23 protein-coding genes are annotated in these 24264 nt (G+C 61.3%); 8 read left to right on the top strand and 15 right to left on the bottom strand.

Annotation, left to right across the window (positions count from 1 at the left end; genetic code table 11):
• Window positions 1-19 precede the first annotated feature (19 nt).
• The 4 genes from ABZS45_RS01065 to ABZS45_RS01050 all read right to left on the bottom strand — a co-directional run bounded on the left by ABZS45_RS01065 (window position 20) and on the right by ABZS45_RS01050 (window position 5850).
• The gene (locus ABZS45_RS01065; RefSeq protein ID WP_412100270.1) at window positions 20-1552 is read right to left on the bottom strand and encodes a SpaH/EbpB family LPXTG-anchored major pilin; all 1533 of its coding nucleotides are present in this window, start codon (window positions 1550-1552) and stop codon (window positions 20-22) included.
• A 272-nt stretch (window positions 1553-1824) separates the two neighbouring features.
• A complete protein-coding gene (gene rpmA / locus ABZS45_RS01060; RefSeq protein ID WP_010190882.1) occupies window positions 1825-2103 on the bottom strand; it encodes a 50S ribosomal protein L27 in 279 nt (92 codons plus the stop codon).
• Window positions 2104-2146: 43 nt separating this feature from the next.
• Window positions 2147-2452, bottom strand: coding sequence for a 50S ribosomal protein L21 (gene rplU, locus ABZS45_RS01055; RefSeq protein WP_010190885.1), 306 nt, complete (start codon window positions 2450-2452; stop codon window positions 2147-2149).
• Between the two features lie 200 nt (window positions 2453-2652).
• Entirely contained in the window at window positions 2653-5850 is a 3198-nt protein-coding gene (locus ABZS45_RS01050) for a translation initiation factor IF-2 N-terminal domain-containing protein (RefSeq protein WP_412100269.1), read from the bottom strand.
• Window positions 5851-6006: 156 nt separating this feature from the next.
• On the opposite strand from ABZS45_RS01050, the gene ABZS45_RS01045 reads away from it, so the two are divergent.
• Entirely contained in the window at window positions 6007-6810 is an 804-nt protein-coding gene (locus ABZS45_RS01045) for a hypothetical protein (RefSeq protein ID WP_412100267.1), read from the top strand.
• On the opposite strand, the gene arsB is transcribed toward ABZS45_RS01045, so the two are convergent.
• Window positions 6807-7871, bottom strand: a complete 1065-nt coding sequence (gene arsB, locus ABZS45_RS01040) for an ACR3 family arsenite efflux transporter (RefSeq protein ID WP_412100265.1) — start codon at window positions 7869-7871, stop codon at window positions 6807-6809. The genes ABZS45_RS01045 and arsB overlap by 4 nt on opposite strands.
• 113 nt (window positions 7872-7984) lie before the next feature.
• On the opposite strand from arsB, the gene ABZS45_RS01035 reads away from it, so the two are divergent.
• Window positions 7985-8335, top strand: coding sequence for an ArsR/SmtB family transcription factor (locus tag ABZS45_RS01035; RefSeq protein ID WP_010190891.1), 351 nt, complete (start codon window positions 7985-7987; stop codon window positions 8333-8335).
• Between the two features lie 119 nt (window positions 8336-8454).
• On the opposite strand, the gene ndk is transcribed toward ABZS45_RS01035, so the two are convergent.
• Genes ndk through ABZS45_RS01005 form a run of 6 tightly spaced genes read right to left on the bottom strand, consistent with a single transcriptional unit; the run spans window position 8455 to window position 14846 of the window.
• Window positions 8455-8865 carry a nucleoside-diphosphate kinase gene (gene ndk / locus ABZS45_RS01030; protein ID WP_412100264.1) on the bottom strand — a complete coding sequence of 137 codons (411 nt, stop codon included), beginning with the start codon at window positions 8863-8865 and terminating at the stop codon, window positions 8455-8457.
• A gap of 59 nt (window positions 8866-8924) precedes the next feature.
• A complete protein-coding gene (locus tag ABZS45_RS01025; RefSeq protein WP_144676966.1) occupies window positions 8925-9236 on the bottom strand; it encodes a hypothetical protein in 312 nt (103 codons plus the stop codon).
• Between the two features lie 5 nt (window positions 9237-9241).
• Window positions 9242-10126: an alpha/beta hydrolase gene (locus ABZS45_RS01020; RefSeq protein WP_412100263.1), complete on the bottom strand. Its 885-nt coding sequence runs from the start codon at window positions 10124-10126 to the stop codon at window positions 9242-9244.
• Window positions 10127-10135: 9 nt separating this feature from the next.
• Entirely contained in the window at window positions 10136-10582 is a 447-nt protein-coding gene (locus tag ABZS45_RS01015) for a DUF4233 domain-containing protein (RefSeq protein WP_412100262.1), read from the bottom strand.
• The gene (gene folC / locus ABZS45_RS01010) at window positions 10579-12108 is read right to left on the bottom strand and encodes a bifunctional tetrahydrofolate synthase/dihydrofolate synthase (RefSeq protein WP_412100261.1); all 1530 of its coding nucleotides are present in this window, start codon (window positions 12106-12108) and stop codon (window positions 10579-10581) included. The genes ABZS45_RS01015 and folC overlap by 4 nt, the downstream gene beginning before the upstream one ends.
• Window positions 12108-14846: a valine--tRNA ligase gene (locus ABZS45_RS01005; protein WP_412100260.1), complete on the bottom strand. Its 2739-nt coding sequence runs from the start codon at window positions 14844-14846 to the stop codon at window positions 12108-12110. The genes folC and ABZS45_RS01005 overlap by 1 nt, the downstream gene beginning before the upstream one ends.
• A 57-nt stretch (window positions 14847-14903) precedes the next feature.
• Here ABZS45_RS01005 and panB point away from each other — a divergent pair, with 57 nt between their 5' ends.
• A complete protein-coding gene (gene panB, locus ABZS45_RS01000) occupies window positions 14904-15725 on the top strand; it encodes a 3-methyl-2-oxobutanoate hydroxymethyltransferase (protein ID WP_412100259.1) in 822 nt (273 codons plus the stop codon).
• 11 nt (window positions 15726-15736) lie between these two features.
• A complete protein-coding gene (panC, locus tag ABZS45_RS00995) occupies window positions 15737-16558 on the top strand; it encodes a pantoate--beta-alanine ligase (RefSeq protein WP_412100258.1) in 822 nt (273 codons plus the stop codon).
• Here the strand turns inward: panC and ABZS45_RS00990 are convergent.
• Entirely contained in the window at window positions 16555-17517 is a 963-nt protein-coding gene (locus tag ABZS45_RS00990) for a malate dehydrogenase (RefSeq protein ID WP_412100257.1), read from the bottom strand. The genes panC and ABZS45_RS00990 overlap by 4 nt on opposite strands.
• Window positions 17518-17693: 176 nt before the next feature.
• Here ABZS45_RS00990 and ABZS45_RS00985 point away from each other — a divergent pair, with 176 nt between their 5' ends.
• The gene (locus tag ABZS45_RS00985; protein ID WP_412100256.1) at window positions 17694-18437 is read left to right on the top strand and encodes a TetR/AcrR family transcriptional regulator; all 744 of its coding nucleotides are present in this window, start codon (window positions 17694-17696) and stop codon (window positions 18435-18437) included.
• Between the two features lie 30 nt (window positions 18438-18467).
• Here ABZS45_RS00985 and clpX read toward each other — a convergent pair whose 3' ends face one another.
• Window positions 18468-19763 carry an ATP-dependent Clp protease ATP-binding subunit ClpX gene (gene clpX / locus ABZS45_RS00980; protein WP_412100255.1) on the bottom strand — a complete coding sequence of 432 codons (1296 nt, stop codon included), beginning with the start codon at window positions 19761-19763 and terminating at the stop codon, window positions 18468-18470.
• A gap of 198 nt (window positions 19764-19961) precedes the next feature.
• Here clpX and ABZS45_RS00975 point away from each other — a divergent pair, with 198 nt between their 5' ends.
• The gene (locus ABZS45_RS00975) at window positions 19962-21266 is read left to right on the top strand and encodes an MFS transporter (RefSeq protein ID WP_412100254.1); all 1305 of its coding nucleotides are present in this window, start codon (window positions 19962-19964) and stop codon (window positions 21264-21266) included.
• A gap of 42 nt (window positions 21267-21308) precedes the next feature.
• A complete protein-coding gene (gene fabG, locus ABZS45_RS00970; protein ID WP_412100253.1) occupies window positions 21309-22079 on the top strand; it encodes a 3-oxoacyl-ACP reductase FabG in 771 nt (256 codons plus the stop codon).
• Window positions 22080-22154: 75 nt separating this feature from the next.
• Here fabG and ABZS45_RS00965 read toward each other — a convergent pair whose 3' ends face one another.
• Window positions 22155-22778: an ATP-dependent Clp protease proteolytic subunit gene (locus tag ABZS45_RS00965; protein ID WP_070447792.1), complete on the bottom strand. Its 624-nt coding sequence runs from the start codon at window positions 22776-22778 to the stop codon at window positions 22155-22157.
• Window positions 22779-22799: 21 nt separating this feature from the next.
• Entirely contained in the window at window positions 22800-23399 is a 600-nt protein-coding gene (locus ABZS45_RS00960) for an ATP-dependent Clp protease proteolytic subunit (RefSeq protein WP_010190917.1), read from the bottom strand.
• Between the two features lie 138 nt (window positions 23400-23537).
• Here ABZS45_RS00960 and ABZS45_RS00955 point away from each other — a divergent pair, with 138 nt between their 5' ends.
• Entirely contained in the window at window positions 23538-24218 is a 681-nt protein-coding gene (locus ABZS45_RS00955) for a metal-dependent transcriptional regulator (RefSeq protein WP_154736843.1), read from the top strand.
• Window positions 24219-24264: the final 46 nt, after the last annotated feature.

Raw genomic sequence — 24264 nt, 5'->3', positions numbered from 1 at the left:
CCTCCAATCTGGACCTCACTTAGGCAGTGCGGGAATCCTTGTAGGAGGTGTAGATACCGCGAGCCAGCAGCGCAAGTCCGACGAGGAAGACAAGGATGATTCCCCATGCACCCGTGGCCGGCAGCTGGCCCAGCACGGAGTTGCGTTGGTTGTCGACGGAGACAGCCAGGGTCTTAGCATTGACGTCAACGGTGACGTGCTGCGGTACTTCGTTACGCACGAAGTTCTTCGGTGCCTTGGTTTCCAGAACGCAGTAGTCCTTGGCGGTAACTCCGGTCTCAGCTGCGAAGGACTGGATCGGGATGGCGTAACCCTTTGCTTCAGATTCGAGACTTGGTGCGGTGCCCTTGGATCCAGAGGTGACAATCTTCGTTGCCGGAGTGCCGTCAGCGGCGGTGGCCATGTTCAGCGGGGAACCGAGCAGCTGCCACTTCCCGTTCTCCTGCTTGCACTGGTAGAGCTCAAACTCAGCGCCATCGAGGGAATCGCCGTCTTTAGCGTTGCCGGACGTCTTGGTGATGGTCAGGTTACCGAACGTCGTCTTGGTGGGGTTGTCCTCTGTGTCCGGGGTAGCCGGGTCATCACCGTTGGTATCCACTTCAGCGCCATTGGGCAGCAGGATCTTTGCGGTGTTAGTAATCTCGCCGCCTTCCGGTGCCTTGGTGATGGTGGCAGGGAACTCAACGAGGACCTTCAGCCCCGGAGCGCCTTTACGTGCTTCCTGAAGCTTGGTCAGCCCGTCCTTCGTGAACTCCACCTGAAGGGCATTGGAAGCGGAATCGAGAGTGACGTTGTAGTCGCTAGCTGCGAGGGTTGCCCCATTCTTAGCGCCATCCAACGAGACCTTGACATCACCGGTCTTGACCTCGAGTGCAGCGTTAAGCGGGTCCTGGATGATGAAGCGGCTCAGCGTATCCGCCGGGACTGGGGCGTTAACCGTATAGGTCAACTGCTTACCGATCGTGGCATCAGCATCTTTCACCTGCTTCGAAGGCGTAACCTTTTGGTTCTTTGGAGAAACCGTCTGCTCATAGATCCATTTGCCGTCGACATCATGCGGCAGCGTCACGAGAAACGGTGGTGCGGTGGTGTATCCGTCGCGGTTGATCTCGGTAACCTTGTAGGCGCCGACCTTCAGACCATCGGACGCCGTATCGAAAGTGACGATACCGCTGGCGTTGGTCTTCTTTGTTAGCGCTGCAAACCCTCGATCGATATCAGCGTTTTCTGCAGTAAAACCGGAAAGCTGCTTCCAGCCTTCCTGGGTGGTCAGGTCAACGTTGACACGCTCGACCTTAAATTCAGCGTCAGGCAACGGGGTAGACGTATCTCCAGGATCACCGAGGTACTTCTTGATGGTGAGATTAACCTTTTCGTCTGCGTTGATCACATCGGCGTTCGTAATCTTGGCAGGATTTGGGGCGGTCTCCACGCCAGCCTCAGTTGCGGTCGGCGTAGTTTGAGCTAGGGCTGGGCCAGCGAAACCAACGCTAGCGATGGACAAAGTGCCTGCTGCAAAAACAGCAGCAAGGCGGGTAGAAACTTTGTTCATAAGTCTTCCTATCTCCCTATTCAAGGGAAAGCAGAGCAAATTTTTATGCCCCTATAATGTAGTTCGACGAGAATACTACTGGCCGTCTCGCCCCTTTGGCAAGCGCAGGAGTTGTGCCCTCTGCCAGAAAATGTAGAGCTCACGCGAACCTAACGTGACGCCCCGCAAACTTGATAAATAAGCACTCTTCTCTCTGCCCGACACCGTATTCACATAAAAAGTGCCCTTCCTCTCTAGAGGGGAAGGGCACTAGCGTGCGTGAAGCATACTCCTTAGGCAGTAGCCTCAGCAGCAGCCTCTTCAGCCGGAACAATGTTGACCAGACGACGGCCACGCTTGACGCCGAACTCAACAGAGCCTGCAGCGAGAGCGAACAGGGTATCGTCGCCGCCGCGACCAACGTTCTCACCCGGGTGGAACTTGGTGCCGCGCTGACGCACGATGATCTCGCCGGCCTTAACCTGCTGACCACCGAAGCGCTTGACGCCGAGGCGCTTGGACTCGGAATCGCGACCGTTGCTGGAGCTGGAAGCACCCTTCTTGTGTGCCATGTGGTTTCCCCTCCTTCAGGGATGAATTAGAGCCGGTTAAGGCTTACTTGATACCGGTAATCTTCAGCGTGGTCACCGGCTGGCGGTGGCCAAGGCGACGCTTGTAACCAGTCTTGTTCTTGTACTTGAGGATGTCGATCTTCGGGCCCTTGCCCTGCTCGACAATTTCAGCGGAGACAGAGACCTTCTCCAGGTCTGCAGCCTTCGACTTGACGGTTGCGCCATCGACGAGCAGAACCGGGGTGAGAGCAACGGAGGAACCCGGCTCACCCTCGATCTTCTCGACCTTGACGAGGTCACCTTCAGCAACCTTGTACTGCTTTCCGCCGGTCTTGACGATCGCGTACATAGAGGGCTACCCCTTATCTAAACTCGGCTCGTTAGCGGCTGGGTGGTGCCGCTAACGAATGGACATTGGACAATTGCGTTCAGATCATAAGCCGCGAGAGACGCGCGAAAACCGCGTTCGTCCCATCCAGCGCATTCATGGTCTAAACAGCGACTGTCAAAGACTACCCCGTGAGGGGGCGAAAAGGCAAAACGCCTTTTCTAGCGCGACCTGCGCCGCGTTACTCGACGCCTCCCGCGCCCGCCCCTGCTTCTTGTCGACGCCGTAGTCCGTACGGAGGCCTCGCGCTCCTTAGCGTCGCTTCCCTGTCCGCGTTCATTCGATGCCGGGGTGGGCTGGCTCTGCGACATCTTGCGCACCACCCGACGACGACCGCGACCACGGGTGGAGCGCACGCTCGTTGTCTCGCCCGACTCCGCGTTCTTGCGCTCAGCCTTATCCTGCTTCTTGGAGGTAGCCAACTGGGCTTCCTTGGCCGGCGTCTCCTCCTGCACGAAGTCTTCGCGCTTCGGGCGAATATCCGAGCGGGAGTTTCCGCGCGTGCGGCGCTTGCGGCGCGGCGAGTTCCCGAAGGCGGCGACGGCCTCCTCGTAGGTCTGCTCCGAGCGCTGCCCGGAGGATTTCTCCGCTTCAGCGTTGTTAGCGTTCTTATCCTGCCCCTGCTGCTGTGCGTGAGGGGCTTCGCGGGATTCCTCGCGCTGCGGCTCCCGGAAAGTACGCGTTGCCCGGCGCGGCTTGCGCGAGCGCTTCTGCTTTGACTTCGGCTTCGAACGCTTCGCTTCCAGGTTTTCCGCTACGGCGTAGCCAATGGAGGCACTATCCGGCGTATCCGCTTCTTCCTCGTCGACAACGACCACGTTGGCCACGAGTTCTTCCAGAGAGGATTCCTCGTCGCGCGTTTCCTCTACGATTTCAGGCCCGGCGGGCTCGTGGTTCGCTGCAGCATCCTCGTCGTCGCGGTGCATGCGCACAGCGGCGGGGTGCTTCTTCGGATCGCGCTGCGGTGCGCGGCGCTCCTTGCGGCCACGGCGCTGCGGCTTCGAGTTATCCTCTTCCGTCTCCTCATCAACCGGGTAGTCGTGGATGATGATGCCCCGGCCATGGCAGGCCTCGCACTCGGTGGAGAAGGTCTCGATAAGGCCGGTGCCGACGCGCTTGCGCGTCATCTGCACCAGGCCCAGGGAGGTGACCTCAGAAACCTGGTGGCGCGTCCGGTCCCGGCCCAGCGCTTCCTTGAGGCGGCGCAGCACAAGGTCCTGGTTTTCCGGCAGCACCATATCAATGAAGTCCACAACGATCATTCCGCCGATATCGCGCAGGCGCATCTGGCGCACGATCTCCTCGGCCGCTTCGAGGTTATTGCGCGTCACCGTCTCCTCGAGGTTGCCACCAGAGCCGGTGAACTTACCGGTGTTGACATCGATGACCGTCATGGCCTCCGTGCGATCGATCACGAGCGTGCCGCCCGAGGGCAGCCAGACCTTGCGGCCCAAAGCCTTCTGCAGCTGCTCATCGATGCGGTAGGCGCTGAAGGCATCCTCGCCATCGTGCTCGCGTGCGTCATAGCGTACGACGCGATCGGCCAGGTCGTGTGCCATCGAGTCCACATAGGCGCTGACCGTGTTGTAGGAACGCTTACCGTCCACCACCAAGGTGCTGAAGTCCTCGTTGAAAAGGTCACGCACCACCTTGATGAGCAGATCCGGCTCTTCATACAAGGTGACCGGCTTAGCGCCCTTCGTTGCCTTTTCGTGCGCGGCGCGGGCGCTGATGTCCTCCCACAGCGAGTGCAGGCGGTTGACATCGGAGGCAATATCCTCCTCCGACACGTTTTCCGCTGCGGTACGGATGATGGCACCGCCATCTCCTGGGATGACGCGCTCCAGGATTCCCTTGAGGCGCTTGCGCTCCGGTGCCGGCAGCTTGCGGGAGATTCCCGCGCTGCGCCCTCCCGGCACGTACACCAGGAAGCGACCGGCCAGGGAAATCTGGGTGGTCAAACGCGCGCCCTTATGACCAATGGGGTCCTTGGCCACCTGGACGAGAACCTGATCACCGGACTTCAAGGCGTTTTCTACCTTGCGGCTGCGCCCGCCAATGCCCAATGCGCGCCAGTCGATGTCCCCCGCGTACAGCACGCCGTTTCGACCTTGTCCGATATCCACGAAGGCCGCCTCCATCGACGGCAGAACGTTTTGCACGCGGCCTAAGTAGATATTGCCTATCTGGGACGGGTGCGTTTCGGTCGTGACGAAGTGCTCGACCAAAAGGTCATCCTCCAGTACACCAACCTGTGTGATGATGCCTGCGCCGTCAGTGCGCTGCTTATCGCGCACCACCATGGTGCGCTCGACGGATTCGCGGCGCGCCAGGAACTCCGCCTGCGACACAATGTGCTGGCGCTCGCGGCCCTTCTCCCGCAGCTCCGCGCGGCGACGGCGCTGTGCTTCGATGCGGGTTGAGCCCTTGATGGCCTTGGGCTCGTCGATGTGCTCGATCTCTTCGCGCTCCGGCGCACGGCCTTCTGCCCCGCGGCCACGGGAGGTTCCACGGCTGCCGCGACGGCGACCGCGCGGCTGGCTTACCGGCGCTGCATCCTCCTCGGATTCCTCCTCGCGCTCTTCTGGCTTCTGACGCTTGGACAGTGGCGTAATCTTCGGCGCCATGAAGACTGGCGCAAAGTCGTACACGTCTGGGTCTTCCTCCGCCATCGGGGTGATCAGCGGGGTGAGGTCATCGTCCTCCTCGTCGCTATCACCGGCCTCGGCGAGCGCCTCGTGCAGCATTTCGGCATCGACTTTGTCGACGATCTGCGAAATTTCGTTATCAACGTTCTTACGCACGCGCTCGCGCAGCTTTTCTTCCTCCTCGCTCAGCTGCTCCGGCTGCGCGGCCTGCTCAGCATCCTGTGCCGGCGCGGCTTCCTGGGACTCCCCCGCGCTGTCCGGTTGCGCAGCAGACTGTTCCGGTGTGGGGTCCTCTGTCTGCTCCTTCGACTCAGCCTTCTTGCCTGCTTTGCTCACGCGTTTGACCGCGCGCTTAGCGCGCTTCTTCTTGACGGTCTTCGTGGGCTTGTCCTCTGCCAAACCCTCCGGCTGGTCGGCGTCCTCGGCCGCGACCTGGTTGTCCACGGCTGCGGCTGGCTCGGGGGTTTCGGTGGCGGGCACGAGGGCGTCGATAAGCTGGCCCACCTCTTCCGGGGTCAGCGAGGACTGCGCAGACTTCTTAATTCCCATCTGTGCGAACTGAGCCACCAGTTCCTTGGAGGCCACGCCCACCTGCTTAGCCAGGGCATAGAGGCGGGTCTTGGGGGCGAGCGCCTCGCGGTCAATCCCCGCTACAGCCGTGGCCAACGTCGATTCACTACGTGCTTCTTCTGTTTTCTTCTTGGATGCCATCAGTGGCTAATCTCCTGAGGTTGTGCTCACCCCGGGCGCAGGTTGCCGCCACACGGTAGTGAGTCTTTGAAAAATTCTTAAAATCTTTATTTAGTTGTCAGCGCCTTCCATTCTGGCACAGAGCCCAACCGAGGCTCACATGTTAGTATCGCCGCTATGTCCGACAGCGCGCCCACGAACACACCGGCAGAACGGAAATTACCTAAACAGGCGCCACGTACCGTGGCCCAAGCGCGCGCCCGCAACGAGATTGCGCTGCAAGATATCATCACCGTTGCTGTACCCGCGGGCATCGCCTCCGGCCTTCGCGTCGTCGATTTTCCTTCCCCTTATGCAGTCCCTGTCTATGCGGTGCTCATCATGGTGATGCTTTACGGCGCCATCCGCATCATTCGCAGCAAGCCAAAGTTCGTCCAAGCCGCGCAAGAAGAGTACCGGGCGGGCGATTACCCTCTTCTCGCCTACTTTCTACCGGTGCTTGCTATCTTCTCCCCTCTCATCACTGAGGGAATTAAGTCCACCGGGGTTCTCAGCGATATCTCGCCCAACCCCATCCTTATCGCCGCTGGACTCACTGCCTTCTCCATCCCCGCGTTCATCTTCGGCGGGCGCGCGTTCGGTACCTCCTCCTATCGAGTGGGCAAGCGACGCATCAAGGCCATCACCGAACAAGGAAGCCTCGAAGGCGTCACTCAAGCGAGCATCACCGCAGTAGAAACTCACCCGGAAGTCCTCAGCGGGCTGGTCGCCGCCGGTGCAGTCACTGGCAATACCACCACCATCCCTGCACTGGGGCAGCTGCTCGGCTACGAGGAGGGACTCGAAGAAGAACTCCGTGAGCTCGAGAAGGCCGGCGTGGTGAAGCTACCTGGCCTCATCCAGTGGAATGGTGAGCGGACTTTTAACATCACGCTGACCGAAGCCGGGGTGCGCAGCATGGACGCCGCACGCACGCGCTAGCGCGGAAGAGTGGCATCCCCTGGGAAGAGTTTCGGGCCAATCCACAGCATGAAATAGACCAGACCAACGAGGACTGGAATCTCAACAAGGGGACCAATCGTTCCGGCAAGGGCCTGAGCAGACATCGCTCCGAAGGTGCCGATGGATACTGCAATGGCAAGCTCAAAGTTATTTCCTGCTGCAGTAAACGCCACACTGGCAGACTGCGCGTAATTCATGCCAACGGCCTTTGCTACGCCCAGCGACAGCACAAACATGCCCACGAAGTAGATAACCAGCGGCACGGCCACGCGCACTACCGTTGCTGGCTGCTCCACAATGTGCTCGCCCTGCAGGGAAAAGAGCAAAACAATCGTGTACAGCAGACCAATCATGGCCAGGGGCGATACGGCTGGGAGGAAGCGGTTCTCAAACCATTCCCGTCCTTTTGCCTTTTCGCCCCACACGCGAGACAGCGCACCCAACAGGAACGGTATGCCCAAGAAGACAAGTACGGACTTAACAATGGCCCAGAAGGAAAAGTCAGCGCTCGTCGTGTCCAGGCCCAGCCATCCGGGGAGGACGCGAAGGTAAAACCAGCCCAGAACACCAAACATAGCGACCTGGAAGATGGAGTTCAGGGCGACAAGCACAGCCGTTGCCTCGCGGTCAGCGCACGAGAGGTCCGACCACACAAGCACCATGGCAATACAGCGCGCAAGGCCCACAATGATGAGGCCGGTGCGCAGCTCCGGCTGGTCCGCCAAGAACAGCCACGCCAGGCTAAACATAAACGCCGGCCCCACCAGCCAGTTGAGGACGAGCGATACCGCCATGAGGCGGCCATCCGTGGCAATTTCCTTGGTCTTCTCGTAGCGAACCTTGGCCAAGGGTGGGTACATCATGACGAGGAGACCAATGGCGATCGGGATGGAAATCCCGTCCACTTCAACGGTGCCCAAGGCTTGGCCAATCCCGGGAATAAAGTGGCCAATGAGCAGTCCGGCAGCCATCGCCAAAATGATCCACACGGGTAAAAATCGGTCAAGAAAAGACAACGTCGGGCGCTGCGGCACGGCCATGTCTCTCCCTCCTTCAACGTTGAATAGAGCACGATACGAACATGCAATGTACAGCACGTATTGATAAGCGTCAATATAACGTAGGGCGCAAGGATAACCCCTATACTGATCGCATGGCTTCCTCTTCCACGCCCGAGACCAGCGCGCCCGGCACTGAGTGTTGCTCCTTAAGCACGGGCCCGCTTAGCGACGCCGAGGCGACGCATTTTTCGCAGCAATTCAAAGTGCTGGCAGACCCAGCCCGCCTGCGTCTTTTGTCCATCCTGTGCGATGAAGGCTGTGGGCCCATGAGCGTCACGGAACTCACCGAGCTCACTGCACTGAGTCAGCCCACGGTCTCCCACCACCTAGCGCGCCTGCGGGAGGCCGGCTTGCTATCCAGACAGCAACGCGGCCGCACCGTCACCCACCAGGTGCACAAAGACGCCTTTATGGCATTGCGCACATTACTCTCGTTCGACTAAGCCGCGCCCGGGCTACCTGCGCTCGAGCACACAGGACGGGTTCGGGTTAAGGGTCAGAAACGACAAAAGCCCGAGCGCTATGCTCGGGCCTTATTGCGCGCTAGGCGCGGTGAACTTCTTTAGAGGTTCGGGAACCAGATGGAGATCTCGCGCTCTGCGGACTCCGGGGAGTCGGAACCATGAACAACGTTCTCGCCAACGGTCAGGGCGAAGTCACCGCGGATGGTGCCCGGGGTGGCCTTCTCTACTGGGTGGGTGCCACCGGCCAACTGGCGCCATGCAGCGATAGCGGACTCGCCCTCGACGATGCCAGCAACCAGCGGTGCGGAGGTGATGAAGTCAACGAGCTCGCCGAAGAAAGGCTTGTCCTCGTGCTCGGCGTAGTGCTTCTTGGCGGTCTCCTCGTCGGCGACGCGCAGATCCATGGCGACGAGCTTCAGGCCCTTGCGCTCGATGCGGGAGATGATCTCGCCCACGTGGCCGTTCTTGACGCCGTCCGGCTTGATGAGAATGAGTGTACGTTCAATCATAGGGCACATAGTACAGAACAGGTGCTCCCGCGTCCTGACAGTGGGGCTAATTTTAAGCGCTACGTGAGGTGTTGCACGATTTCTTCCGCGCGCTCATGGCTCGTGCCACGAAACCACAGCTGCACTTGACGCACCGCCGTGCCGTATTGACCGCTCTCTAGCAAGCTTTCTAGCTCCTCGCGGTGCCACTCTTCCAGATCCGCAAACTCCACCGGCCGTTCATCGCGCTGCTGCTTGAGCATGCCGACGACGAGGAAGACGAAGGCCGGGATCAACAGTGCGAGCGGGAACGCGAAGCCTCCGAAATACAGCTTGGCCACGAGCGCGGCGATGCACAGCAGTGCGGAAAGACCGTAGAGCAGAAAGAGCATGACCGTTAGTCTAGCGCGTTGAGTGTCGACTGCATCCAGACTCGAGAGCTCATGAGCAGGCGCTTTGCCGCCGCAGTATGGGGAGCCCACAGCTCGAAGGCATGCACGCCGCCTTCTACGACCTCACACTGTGTAGGCACACCAGCAGTTTTCAGGCGCTCGGCGTAATCCATAATCTCGCCGTAGAAAAGCTCGCTGCTGCCCGCATACAGCCACGCCGGCGGTAGGCCAGACAGATCCGCGCGGCGGCCGGGCACGGCATAGGGCGCGTCGGGGTTACCGTCGACATAGAAGCGCCAAGCCTGTGCGTTGGAATCCGCGTCCCAGATAGGGTTGCGGTCGGTGGAGGCTGTGCGGTCATCAAGCATCGGGCAGAACAACCACTGTCCCGCTGGCTGAACCCCGCCTTCATCGTGGAGGCGCTGGCAGAGTGCTGCGGCCAGCCCTCCCCCGGCGCTCTGTCCGCCAATAACCACGCGCTCGGGACTGAACCCCAGCTCTTCCGCATGCGTGAGGAGCCAGTGGTGGGCCGAGTGGACGTCGTCAAGCGCGGCCGGATAAGGGTTCTCCGGGGCGAAGCGGTAGCGCGGCGCGATGATGGTCACGCCAACTTCCGCAGCCGTCTCCTTAAGGTGCTTGACGTCTTGACGCGGATGCCCCATGAGAAGCCCGCCCCCGTGGATCCACAGCACCGCGCCGCGCGGGTGCTCGGGCTCATAGATAGTGGCGTGGATGTCACCATTGTTCACGCGACGAGTGCGCACGCCCTGGATATAGGGCGCGGGCCAGAGCGCTGGCACGATGCGCCCGGCACGGCGGATGAGCGGATTAGTCGGATCGAATAGCGACATGAACGCCGCTCCCGCGCGCAGCTCCGGCCGGATGTACACCGCAGCAGCCTACTTCTCAGTCAGGTGCTGCGTGGTGAGGTAGCCGCGCTCCATGCGGGCGACGATCACCGAACGCATATAGGCCGCGAGTGCCCAGAGCAGGGCGAAGATGATGAAAATGGTCGCCACAGACCAGTGGACCATAAAGCCGAGAACGATACCGATGACGTGGAGAACAATCTGTACGCTGACGATCCACGGCTTATTCATGAAGGGGAAGGACGCCAGGAGCAGCACCATAAAACCGATCACCACGCCATAGTTGAACGGGGTCCACAGGGTGCCGTCATAAAGCTTGTACAGCATCGGCAGTGCGAGGACCAGGGTGATCAGCTCCATGGTGAGGGAGCTCGCCACGACCATGCCGCCGAATTGTTTGAGGGGATCCTTGGCCGGTGCCTTGCCCAAGCCCAACGGGCCGATCTCATCCTCAGGGACGGGTTTGCGGGGGCTCATGCGGGTTCCTTTCCAAAAAGTGCGCGGGCGTCACCGGCAGTGACGACCGAGCCAGTAATCACGATGCCGGATCCGGACTGCACGTCGGCATCCTCCGCCAATTCAACGGCCTGAGTATAGGCGCTGGGCAGGTCAAGCTCGACGTACACGCGCTCTTCGCCGAAGATATCGCGGGCCAGCTCCGCCAGCTCATAGGCATCGCGGGCACGCGGGGAGGTGTTCTGCGTGATCACGACTTCCGTGAGGACCGACTCGAGGGCAGTGAGGATGCCGGTGGCATCCTTATCCGTGAATATGGACACCACGCCGATGAGGCGCGCAAAGTCGAAGTCGCGGTCGAGGGCTGCGGCCAGGGCCTTGGCACCGTGCGGATTGTGGCAGGCATCAAGGAAAGTCGTGGGGCTGGTGCGCACGCGCTCCAAACGGCCGGGGGAAATGGCCTTGGCAAAGCCGGTGCGCACTGAAGCAATGTCGAGCGGGTGGCCTGCCGACGCCCCGAAAAAAGCCTCCACCGCGGCCAAAGCCACGGCCGCGTTCTTGGCTTGGTGCTCGCCGTGCAGAGGCAGGAAGATGTCTTCGTACATCCCGCCTAGGCCCTGGATGGTCAGCTGCTGGCCGCCCACTGCGATGCGCGATTCGAGCGCAGCGAATTCGGAGCCGGCCCGGGCCACGCCGGCCCCCACGTCCACAGTGCGCTGCAGCAGCACGCGCATGGCTTCCGGGTCTTGCTCCGCCAGGATGGCGATATTCTCCCCCGGCGTGAGCACGTCATCGGCATCGTGCTCGCGGGCCTTGATGATGCCGGCCTTCTCACCAGCAATCTCCGTAATGGTATCCCCGAGGTAGTCCGTGTGGTCGAGGCCAACCGGCATGACCACGGCTACCTCCGCGTTGACCACGTTGGTGGCATCCCACGTGCCGCCGAGGCCGACTTCGACAACGGCAACGTCAATGGGGGCATCGGCGAAGGCTGCGTAGGAGATGGCAACCAGCACCTCGAAGGTGGACATGGGAATGTCGGAGCGGGAATCCACCATCTCCACATAAGGCTTGATTTCACGCCAGATGCGCACGAAATCACGCGGGTGAATCGGGTGACCATCGATGCCGATGCGCTCAGTCACCAACTGTAGGTGCGGGCTGGTCACCAGACCAACGCGGCGGTGGAAGGAGCGTAGCAGCGAATCAATCATGCGGGCGGTCGAGGACTTACCGTTGGTGCCTGCGACCTGGATGACGTGGAAGGAACGCTCCGGGTTGCCCAGGAGATCCATGAGCATCTCGATGCGCTCGAGGCTCGGCGCGATGATGGTCTCTGGGGCCCGGGCGTTGAGCTCCGCGGTGACCTCGGCCAGCTCCGCGAGCTCCTCCGGCGAAGCTTGCTCGGGGGCGGCCTCCACGTAATCCTCCTCGCCGCCGAGGTTGAGGGTCAGGCCGGAGTCGGTGATCTCCACCGGCCCACCATCGGTACCCTCCGCGAGGGCATCAACGACCTCAAATTCCTCGCGGTTTGTCTCCTCCGCCACTACTTGAGTCCCTCCAGACGTGCGGTGATACGCTCGACCTCCTCCTGGGCCACGTGCTGACGCACGCGGATCTTCTCCACGACTGCCTCCGGTGCCTTGGACAAGAAGGCCTCATTACCCAGCTTCTTGCCGGTCTGGTCCAGCTCCTTCTGGGCCTTGGCCAAGTCCTTCTCCAAGCGCTTGCGCTCAGCGGCGACGTCGACGGCACCAGACGTATCCAAGGTGACCTCGACGGTGGCCTGGGACAGGCGCACCTCGATGGAAGCGGAGGCGGTGAAGTCCTCGCCTGGCTCCGTGGTGTTGGCCAGGTTGCGGATGAGTCCCTCCTGCTCCTGCAGGTCGGCCGCGGCGAAGTCGAGGCGGCCCGGGACCTTCTGGGAAGGCTTGACGCCCTGATCGGAGCGGAAGCGGCGCAGCTCCGTGATGAGCTTGTCGGCGTCCTGAATGCGGCGGGCAGCCACCTCATCCTTCTCCGCGCCACCGTTGGTGTGCTCCTGGGCAGGCCACTGCGCGGTGACGATGGTCTCCCCACCAGTCAGAGCCTTCCACAGGACTTCGGTGACGAAAGGCATGGTCGGGTGCAGCAGGCGCAGGACCAGGTCGAGCACGCGGCCTAGAACAATCTGAGTCGTGCGTCCGGTGGCCTGCTCGTCGGCGCTCGCCGCATCGAAGTCGCGCGGGATCTGCGTCTTGGCAATCTCCAAGTACCAGTCACACAGCTCATCCCATACGAAGTGGTAGAGCAGCTCGTTGGCCTTGGCAAACTGGTAGTCATCCAGGTAGGCGTCGACCTTGGCGCGGACCTCCTCGGAGCGGTCGAGGATCCAACGGTCAGCATCGGTCAGCGCGTCACGTGCCGGCAGCTCCGCCACGCCCGCGCCGTTCATGAGCGCGAACTTGGTGGCGTTAAACAGCTTGGTGGCAAAGTTGCGGCCGGCAGCGGCGGCGTCGACTGCCAGCGGCAGGTCCACGCCCGGGTTGGCACCGCGGGCCAGGGTGAAACGCAGTGCGTCCGCACCATAGTCGCGCACCCAATCCATCGGGTCAATGCCATTGCCCAGGGACTTCGACATCTTGCGGCCCTGCTCATCGCGCACCAGGCCGTGGAGGTAAATATCCGTGAACGGCACCTGCGGGCGGCCATCCTTGCCCTCACCGAGCAACTCCGGGGTGTGGGCGCCGGCGAAGGTGCCGAACATCATCATGCGGGCGACCCAGAAGAAGAGGATGTCATAGGCGGTGACCAGCACATTCGTGGGGAAAAACTTCTCCAAGTCGGCGGTTTTTTCCGGCCAGCCCATCGTGGAGAAAGGCCACAGCGCGGACGAGAACCAGGTGTCCAGAACGTCCGGGTCCTGGACGTAGCCTTCCGGCGCTTCCTCGTCGGGACCAAGGCAGATGATGTCGCGCTGGCCGTCCTCGCCCTCTGGCCCGTACCAAATGGGGATGCGGTGACCCCACCACAGCTGGCGGGAAATGCACCAATCGTGCATATCATCGACCCACTCGAAGTAGCGCGGCTCCAGGGACTTCGGGTGGATGGTGGTATCGCCTTCGCGGACGGCGTCGCCGGACATCTTCGCCATCTTCTCCACGGCCACGAACCACTGCAGGCTCAGGCGCGGCTCAATCGGCTCGCCGGAGCGCTCCGAGTGTCCCACGGAGTGGACGTAGGGGCGGATCTCCTTGACAATGCGGCCCTGTTCGCGCAGCGCCTCACGGATCTCCACGCGGGCCTCTTCGCGGGTCAGGCCGTCAAATTTCGTGCCGGTGTTCGCGATGTGTCCGGTGGTGTCCATGATGGTGGGCATGTCCAGGTCATGGCGCAGGCCCATGGCGTAGTCATTCGGGTCGTGCGCCGGGGTGATCTTCACCGCACCGGTGCCGAACTCCATGTCCACGTAGTCATCGGCGATGATCTTCAGGCTCAGGTCATCGCGGAAGGGGTGTGGCAGTTCCTTGCCCACCAGGTCGGCGTAGCGCTCGTCGTCCGGGTGGACGGCGATGGCGACGTCACCCAGCATCGTCTCCACACGGGTAGTGGCCACGATGAGGTGCGGTTCATCGTCATTCAGCGAACCATAGCGGATGGACACCAACTCACCCTCGACGTCCTTGTAGACCACCTCGATGTCGGAGACGGCGGTCTCCAGGACCGGGGACCAGTTAACCAGGCGGTTGGCCTGGTAGATCATGCCCTCGTCGTAGAGAGTCTTGAAGATGGTCTGGACGGCGCGGGAGAGGCCATCATCCAGCGTGAAGCGCTCACGGGACCAGTCCACCGAGTCACCAATGGCACGCATCTGGTTCTGGATGGTGCCGCCGAACTCTTCCTTCCACTCCCAGACCTTGTTGATGAATTCTTCGCGCTCATAGTCCCAGCGCTTCTTGCCTTCCTGCTCACGCAGGCGGGCCTCCACCTTGGTCTGGGTGGCAATACCTGCGTGGTCAGCACCCGGCAGCCACAGGGTGGCATATCCCTGCATGCGCTTGCGGCGAATGATGGAGTCGATCAGAGTGTGGTCCAGGGCGTGGCCCATGTGTAACTGGCCGGTGACGTTCGGCGGCGGCAGCACGATGGAATAAGGCTCCGCTTCCGAGGACGCATCCGGGGTGAAGTAACCAGCGTTCACCCATCCTTCGTAGAGGTCTTTCTCTACTGCCTGCGGCTCCCAGGACTTGGGAAGCTGGTCCGCGCGGTTGGTGCCAACGAGTTGCTCTTTATTCTGATCAGTCACCTGGCCAACTCTACCCTGTACGTCAACTGGCACTAGCGCCCTGTCTAGAGTAAGGGCATGTCTCACAATCCTGGCCACCGCGCCCGCCTCCGCACCCGGTTCTTTGCTCAAGCCAAAGAGAACTCTCAGGCCTTTGCGTGCCTGACGAGCTATGACTGCATGACCGCCGAAATCTTCGATGAAGCCGGGGTAGATCTCCTGCTCGTCGGCGATTCCCTGGCCAATGTGGTCCTGGGCCGCGAAACCACGCTCTCGCTTACCCTCGATGAAATGATTCCGCTGGCCCGCGCCGTGGTTTCAGCTACCTCCCGTGCCTTCGTGGTGGTGGACTTGCCCTTCGGTTCCTATGAGGCCGGCCCCACCCAGGCACTGGAGTCTGCCGTGCGCATCATGAAGGAAACCGGCGCGCAGGCCGTGAAGCTCGAGGGCGGTGCGGAGCGCGCACCGATTGTTGCCGCGCTTGTCGCCGCCGGCATCCCCGTCTGCGCCCACATTGGCTTCACGCCCCAGCAGGTCCATGCCTTAGGCGGCTACGTGGTCCAAGGCCGCGGTGCCGGTGCGGAGAAGCTGCACGAGGACGCCCGCGTGCTTGCCGACGCCGGCGCCTTCGCCGTGGTACTGGAGATGGTCCCGGCTGCGTTGGCTGAGGAGGTGACCAAGGAACTGCCCATCCCCACCATCGGTATCGGCGCCGGCGCGCAGACTGACGGCCAAATTCTGGTGTGGACCGATGCCTTCGGCCTGGGTAGCCCCAAGGCGCCGCGCTTCGTGCGCCGCTACGCGGATCTGCGCGGCGCGCTGCTGGAGGGTGCGAAGAATTACGTGGCCGATGTGGGCGAGCGCTCCTTCCCCAACGCCGAGGAATCCTTCGAGGACTAGGGTTTTAAGTCATGCAGATCCTGAAAACTAAATCTGAACTCCGCGCTTTCCGCGCGGCCGCATCCGGCACCGTGGGCTTGGTGCCAACGATGGGCGCGCTACACGAAGGCCACGCTTCACTCGTACGCCGCGCCCGCGAGGAGAACGACACCGTGGTGTGCTCGGTCTTTGTCAATCCCCTCCAATTCAGCGACCTCGGCGATTGTGAGGACTACCGCGCCTATCCGCGCGACCTCGACTCGGATGCAGCACTGCTCGATTCTCTAGGCGTGGATGCGGTTTTCGCTCCCACCGTGGAGGAGATGTACCCGGGTGGCACCCCGCGGGTATGGGTTCGCACGGGTGAGATGGGCTCGGTCTTGGAAGGTGCTTCGCGCCCCGGCCACTTTGACGGAGTAGCTACCGTGGTGAGCAAGCTGTTTCACCTTGTCGCACCCGACCACGCCTACTTTGGGCAGAAGGATGCCCAGCAGGTGGCCATTATTCGGCGCTTGGTGGCGGACCTCGACCTGCCTCTGGAAATCGTCAGCGCGCCCATCGTCCGCGCGGCGGACGGCGTGGCCGAGTCCAGCCGCAACGCTCGCCTGAGCCTTGTCGAACGAGAGCAAGCCATGGCGCTGTCCCAGGCTCTCTTTGCACTGCGGGATGGTGCATCCCTCGACGAGGCGAGCGCCCAGCTCGCCGCCTCCCCCGGTGTGACGGTGGATTACCTCAATGTGGTGGACCCGGCCACGCTCGAGCCCGTTGATGCACAACACCGGCCCGCCTTGGCGCTGGTTGCAGCGCAGGTGGGGCCGGTGCGGCTCATCGATAACTTGGTGCTGGAAGCTTAGCCCTTGAGCAGGTGGGCTACGGCCTCGCGCTCCTCACGCAGCTCCTGCACGGAGGCCTCGATGCGCTCCTTCTGGAAATCATTGAGCTCCAATCCTTGGACGATTTCCCACTTACCGTCGCGGGCGACGGTGGGGAAACCTGCCACGAGGCCCTCGTCCACGCCATAAGAGCCATCCGAGACTACGGCTGCGGTGCGCCAATCCTCGGTGCCGTGGATCCAATCGTGCATGTGATCCACCGCGGCAGAGGCTGCGGAGGCAGCCGAGGAGCGGCCGCGCACGGCAATGATCTCGGCACCGCGCTTGGCCACCTTCGGAATCATCTCCTCCTTGTACCAATCCTCATCCACCTCAGCGTTGGAGAAGGTCAGGTCTGGGAACTGGGAGGCAGAGTGATTGCCCCACACGGCAACTTTGGTGAGCTCCGCGGTAGGCATGCCCGTCTTGAGGGAAACCTGGCTCAAGGTGCGGTTGTGGTCTAGGCGCATGAGAGCGGTGAACTGGCTCGGGTCGAGGTCCGGCGCGCTGTTCGCCGCAATATAAGCATTGGTGTTGGCCGGGTTGCCCACGACGAGGACGCGGACATCGCGCGCAGCAACGTCGTTCAGCGCCTTGCCCTGCACGGTGAAAATGGCGCCGTTGGCTTCCAGCAGGTCGGCGCGCTCCATGCCCTTGCTGCGCGGGCGGGAACCGACGAGGAAAGCAGCCTTGGTGTCCTTGAAGGCCACCTGCGGATCATCGGTGACGGTAATACCGCGCAGGAGAGGGAAAGCGGAGTCATTGAGCTCCATGGCCACGCCTTCAGCGGCCCCCACGGCGTCTGGGATTTCCAGCAAAGCGAGTTCCACCGGGGTGTCTTTGCCATAGACATCGCCCGCAGCGATGCGCCACAGCAGGGAGTAGGCGATGTTGCCGGCTGCGCCGGTGACGGTGATCTTGACGGGTTTCGATGCAGTCATGTGCGAGTCCTTTCGGCTGAGTGTTCACCTTTCCACCCTAGTCCCGTTTTTTCGCCCCCGTGGGGTGTGATTTTACCCCCGAAAGATGCGAGTTCTTTGTACTTGAACTCCACGGCCTTCTTTTTTCGGCATAGTGGACAACTGTACGCATATCCATCGACTAGACGGGACTTTCCATGAGCATTGAGACTTCATCGGTCGACTCCGGCTCTGTTGAGCACGTGATCGATGTTGCGATATCGGAGTTTTCTGAGCATGGTTATGCCGAAACCAAGCTCGAGACCGTATCGAAGCTGTCTGGGATGTCCAAGCGCATGATCCACTACTACTTCGGGGATAAGAAGGGGCTCTACCAGCAAGCCTTGGCAGCGGCAGCGCGGCGCCTCAACCCGCCAGAGGGCAGCCTCGAGATCAATTCTGCTGTCCCAGTCGAGGGCGTGCGCACCTTGGTGGATTGGCTGTTCCGCCAACATGTGAATAACCCCGAAGCCATCCGGATGCTAACGATGGAATCCTCCCACAGTGTGCTGGAGTCCTCGCAGGCGCTTGTCGACGTCTCCGAGATCTCCCTCCACCTCGACAGGCTGCTCATGCTGGGCCAGGATTCCGGAGCGTTCCGCCCTGGCATTTCTGCCAACGATATTTTCACGCTGATTTCTGCACTCACGATGTATCGCGTGACCAATCACGCGATGATGAGCAACCTGCTCGACATCAACATGTACACCCACAACAACACCGAAGGCCTACACCGTATGGCCATCGATGCCGTGCTGGCCTTCCTTACGGCGAACATCCCGGACATCGGCTTCGAGTCCTACCTCACCCAGAACGAAACCGAGCTCGATGCTGAGTCCGCACCCTTGGATGTCTACTCCACTGAGGACGAGGGCGACGCGTCAGCGAGCCTCTACGAGTAGGCAGAGGTCCCGCGCAGGTGTAGGAGCCTTCTAGGCGGATTCCTTCGCCTCATCCGAGTACACGAACTCCGGCTCGCCGCCATCGGTCACACACTCCTGCGTGATGTGAACGCTGGCGATGTCCTCGCGGTCCGGTAGGTCATACATGATGGGAACAAGCAGCTCCTCCATGATTGCGCGAAGGCCACGGGCACCGGTCTTGCGCTCGAGCGCGAGCTCAGCGATCGCTTCCAGCGCTGCGTCTTCGAAGTGCAGCTCCGCACCATCCATGCTGAACAGACGCTGGTATTGCTTGACCAGAGAGTTCTTCGGCTCCACAAGCACCTTGACCAGCGATTCGCGGTCCAGGTTATCCACCGTCGCAACCACCGGCAGGCGGCCAATGAACTCCGGGATAAGGCCGAACTTCACTAGGTCCTCCGGACGCACCTGGGAGAAGAAGTCGACTGATTCCTTCTCATCCTTAGTTTCCAGCTTGGCGCCAAAGCCCACGCCCTTCTTGCCCACGCGCTCCGAAATCACCTTGTCCAAGCCCGCAAAAGCACCGGCCACGATGAAGAGGATGTTCGTCGTATCCAGCTGGATGAATTCCTGGTTCGGGTGCTTGCGCCCGCCCTGCGGCGGAATGGCCGCCACGGTGCCTTCGAGGATCTTCAGCAGCGCCTGCTGCACACCTTCACCGGACACATCGCGGGTAATCGAGGGGTTCTCCGACTTGCGGGAGATCTTGTCCACCTCATCGACGTAGATGATGCCGTGCTGCGCGCGCTCCACATCAAAATCCGCTGCCTGCAGCAGCTTGAGCAGGATGTTCTCCACGTCCTCGCCCACATAACCAGCCTCGGTCAGGCTGGTGGCATCCGCGATAGCAAAAGGAACATCCAGCAAACGCGCCAAGGTCTGCGCCAGGTAGGTCTTGCCTGAGCCCGTCGGGCCCAGCATCAGGATGTTGGACTTGGCAATCTCAACGTCTTCTTCCTGCGCCTTCTTGCGGCGCCCCTCCAAGCCCGCGGCTTCCTCGGCCTTAATGCGCTTGTAGTGGTTGTATACCGCCACCGACAACACGCGCTTGGCCTGGTCTTGGCCAATGACGTACTTATCCAGAAAAGCCGAAATCTCCGAAGGACGCGGAAGGCGCATTTCCTTCTCTTCGTCCGCCTCGGCCTGAGCCGCGCCGAGCTCCTCCTCGATGATTTCGTTGCAGAGCTCGATGCACTCGTCACAGATGTAGACGCCGCCGCCGGCGATAAGCTTCTTCACCTGCTTCTGGCTCTTTCCACAGAAGGAACACTTGAGCAGGTCAGCGCTTTCTTGCATACGTGCCATGAAGGCCTTTCAACTCTTTTCTCTGAGGGTAGGTGGGGCGATTTTACCGCAGTTTGTTCCACTCTAGTAAACCACTCAGACTCGAGCGCTATTCCTCAGCCAGCGGCGCGCCCTTGAATTTAAAACAGCAGTTAGTGGACATAGACAGAGCGGTTCACTAACTTACATCGAAACCGCTCTATCAGCAGAAAGATTTTCATGGACATCCGCGAACTCATCGACCGCTCCCCCATGGGCACACGCCAATGGCTCATCATCGCCATAGCCCTCTTCCTCAATGCCCTCGACGGCTACGACATGGTGGCCATGGCCTTCGGCGCCGGCACCGTCAGCGAAGAGTTCGCGCTGTCCGATTCTTCCCTTGGCTGGCTCCTATCCTCCGCCCTCATCGGTATCGGCCTTGGCTCGCTCTTCCTCGCCCCGTTGGCTGACCGCCTTGGGCGCACCACCCTCATCACGGTCTCGCTCGTCATTGACCTCGTCGGCCTCGTGCTCACCGCCCTCGCGCCTACTTTTAGCCTGCTGTTGCTGTGCCGCCTCATCACCGGCATTGGCGTCGGCGGCGTCCTTGTCTGCGTCACCGTCCTCGTCAGCGAGTACTCCAACCTGCGCTTCCGCGGCCTGGCCGTCGCCATCTACGCCTCCGGCTATGGCCTCGGTGCCTCCTTCTGCGGCGTTGTCGCCTCCTCCTTCGATAGCTGGCAGCCTATCTTTTGGGTGGGCGCAGCTCTCACCGCTATCGCCCTTATCCTCACGGTTGCCTTCGTCCCCGAGTCCGCCGACTTCCTCGCCGCCCGCGGCCGCATGGACTCAGTGCGCACGATCGCCACCAAACTCAGCCTCCAGGGAGACGTCAGCGTCCGCCCGCGCACCAGCCACAAGGCCTCCTACAAGGACCTCGTCTCACCGCAGTTCCTGCGCACCTCCATCAAGCTCTGGCTGGCCTTCAGCTTCATCATGTTTGCCTACAACTTCACCTCGCAGTGGACCCCGAAGCTTCTCACCGCCGAGGGCCTTACCGCCCAGCAGGGCATCATCGGCGGCATCATGCTCTCCTTCGGCGGTGCTATCGGCGCCATCCTCTACGGCCTGTTCACCACGCGCATCGACGCTCGCCCCCTGCTCATCGTCTTCTGTCTCATTTCCTCCGTCGTCCTCGTTGGCTTCATTAATTCCACCGCCGTGCCTTCCCTCATGTTTGCCCTCGGCGTTGGCGTAGGCCTTACCCTCAACGCCTGCATCTCCGGCCTCTACACCGTCACCCCGGAGGCTTACCCTTCGGCGCTGCGCACCACGGGTACGGGCGCTGCCATCGGCATCGCTCGCGTCGGCGCGACACTCGCCCCCATCTTGGCGGGCTATCTGCTCGAAAGCGGCTGGACCCCAACGGGGCTCTACACCCTCGCCGGCTCTACCGCTGTGTTGGCCGCAGTCTCCCTCATCGGTGTGCGCGCCTACACGGCAACCACCAAGCAGACAGCACCTCAGACCGTGGCGGCCTAGGCTGGAGGGGGGCAGACAGCCCCAACCGCTTAGGAGCAGAACATGTTTGATCTTCAGGACCACGTCGCCATCGTCACCGGCGGCGCCGCCGGAATCGGCCGCGGCATCGTCAGCGCTCTGCGCGAAGCCGGCGCGACTGTCGTCATCGCTGACCTCAACCTCGAGGCCGCGCAGAAGACCGCCGAAGAGCTCGGGGCGGACGCCCTGCTTGTCGACGTCACCTCGCGCGACTCCGTCCGCAACCTTTACAGGGACGTCGTCAAGCGCTATGGCCGCATCGACATCGTCTGTTCCAACGCCGGTGTCTTCCCCAACTGCCCGCTCGAGGACATGACCGACGAGCAATGGGACACCATGTTCGCCATCAATACGCACGGCACGTTCACCGTGGTGCGGGAAGCGCTGCCCTATATGAAGGAGGCGGGCTACGGGCGCATCGTCATCACCACCTCCATTACCGGCTCACACACCGGCTACCCAGGCTGGGCACACTACGGCGCTTCGAAGGCCGCACAACAAGGCTTCATGCGCTCCGCGGCACTGGAAGTTGCCCGTGATGGCATCACCATCAACGGTGTTCTACCGGGCAATATCCTCACCGAGGGTTTGGAGGGCCAGGGCCAGGAGTACCTCGACCAAATGGCGCGCTCCATCCCCATGCACCGCTTAGGTTCCCCACGCGATATCGGCAACGCCGCGGCCTTCCTCGCCTCCCGCGAGGCGGGCTACATCACGGGACAGACCCTTATCATTGACGGCGGCCAGATTCTCCCCGAGTCCCCCGAGGCCATCCTGCCGCCAAACGAGAACTAGTTCCTCCATTAACCTCACGCACGCGAAGGCCCCGCTCCCGGAACCATCCGGAAAGCGGGGCCTAAAGCCTAGGTACTACGCGTTGAGCTTGCGGTAATCAAAGACGGTATCGATGAGACCGTATTCGACGGCTTCCTGCGCAGTGAGGATCTTGTCGCGGTCGGTATCGATACGCACCTGCTCTGCGGTGCGGCCGGTGTGCTCGGCCAAGGTCTCCTCCATGAGGCGGCGCATGCGCTCGATCTCGTTGGCCTCGATCTCGAGGTCAGAGACCTGGCCCTGCGTGCCCTGCGTGCGCGGCTGGTGAATCAGCACGCGAGAGTTCGGCAGAGCGGCACGCTTGCCCGGAGCGCCGGCGGCCAACAGAACGGCCGCTGCGGACGCAGCCTGACCCAGGCACACAGTCTGCACGTCCGGGCGGACGTAGCGCATGGTGTCGTAGATGGCCATCAGCGCGGTAAAGGAGCCGCCCGGGGAGTTAATGTACATCGTGATGTCGCGGTCTGGGTCCTGGGATTCCAGAACCAACAGCTGCGCCATGATGTCGTTGGCGGAGGTGTCATCGACCTGGGTTCCCAGGAAGATGATGCGCTCTTCGAACAGCTTGGAATACGGGTTGGTGGTCTTTGATCCCTGTGCGTTCTGCTCAATGAACTCCGGCAGAACGTAGCGGGAAGAAGGCATCTGAAGGTTAGACATAGTGATAAAGCTCCTTGTTCCCTAGTTGGTGATAGGACCGTTGACGGACTCGATGACGTGGTCGACGATGCCGTATTCCTTGGCCTGCTGGGCGGTGAACCAGCGGTCGCGGTCCGAATCCTTGGTGATTTGCTCGAAGGTCTGGCCGGTGTGCTCAGCAATGAGCTCAGCCATCTCGCGCTTGGTCTGCGCGAACTGCTCGGCCTGGATGGCGATATCTGCGGCGGTACCACCCACACCAGCGGAAGGCTGGTGCATCATGATGCGGGCGTGCGGCAGCGCGTAGCGCTTGCCCTTGGTGCCACCAGAGAGGAGGAACTGGCCCATCGAGGCGGCCAGGCCCATGCCATAGGTAGCCACGTCGCACGGCGAGTACTTCATCGTGTCGTAGATGGCCATACCCGCGGTAACCGAGCCACCCGGCGAATTGATATAAAGCGAAATATCGCGCGTGGGGTCCTCTGCGGACAGCAGGAGGATCTGGGCGCACAGTTTGTTGGCAATCTCATCATCCACCTGGGTTCCCAGGAAGATAATGCGCTCGCGCAGCAGGCGCTCATACACGCTATCGCTCAGATTCATCCCCGTAGACGACGAGTTCATTGAAATCTTCTCAGACATTAGTGGTTCTCCTTCAAGTGAAGAATGCTTTAACTGGCCCCACCTTACCGGCATTCCTCTCAAACTTGGCCTCTGTTCGCTATGAGCGTTGGGGCACAGCGCCTAAGGCACATACGGAAGCTGGGTTAACATTTACTCATGTCTGTTTCTGAACTGTCCACCAGTACCCAGAACTATTTGAAAGCTATCTGGGGGCTAAAGGAATGGTCATCCGAGCCCGTTACCGCCACACTTATAGCGAAACAGCTGGGACTCAAGCTCTCCTCGGTCTCCGATGCAGTGCGCAAAATGTCGAAGCAAGGGCTCGTGTCACACACGCCCTATGGCTCTGTGGAGTTAACCGAACTTGGCAGGCAGTACGCATTGGTCATGGTGCGCCGCCACCGATTGCTTGAGTCTTTTTTGGTTCAAGCATTGGATTATACGTGGGACGAGGTCCATGATGAAGCCGAAAATCTTGAACACGCGGTGTCTGACATGCTCATAGAGCGCGTGGATAAGTTCCTCAATTACCCCACTAGGGATCCACACGGCGACCCTATCCCTACGGTTGATGGACAGATCACTATCCCCAGTGCGCACCGTCTCACCGACAGCGGCGCACAACCGCAGGTGACCGTGGAACGCATTTCTGATTCCGACCCACAACTGCTGGCCTTCCTCAAAGAGCAAGGCATCGTCACTGGGGCTGTTCTTAGCACGCGCGAAGGAACGCCCTTTTCAGAATCGCTCGAAGTACAGGTAGCCGGCAGTACTCAGTGGGTAGTGCTTGGACGCCCAGCTACCGACGCAGTGTTTGTAGCACACCACAGCCTGTAGTCTTTCCCTTTCTCATTAATCCTGCCCCTACCTGCCCTTTTAAAAA

The organism is Corynebacterium aurimucosum (assembly GCF_046895345.1).
GTDB lineage: Bacteria > Actinomycetota > Actinomycetes > Mycobacteriales > Mycobacteriaceae > Corynebacterium > Corynebacterium aurimucosum_G.
This window is presented reverse-complemented; position numbering and strand designations above follow the sequence as displayed.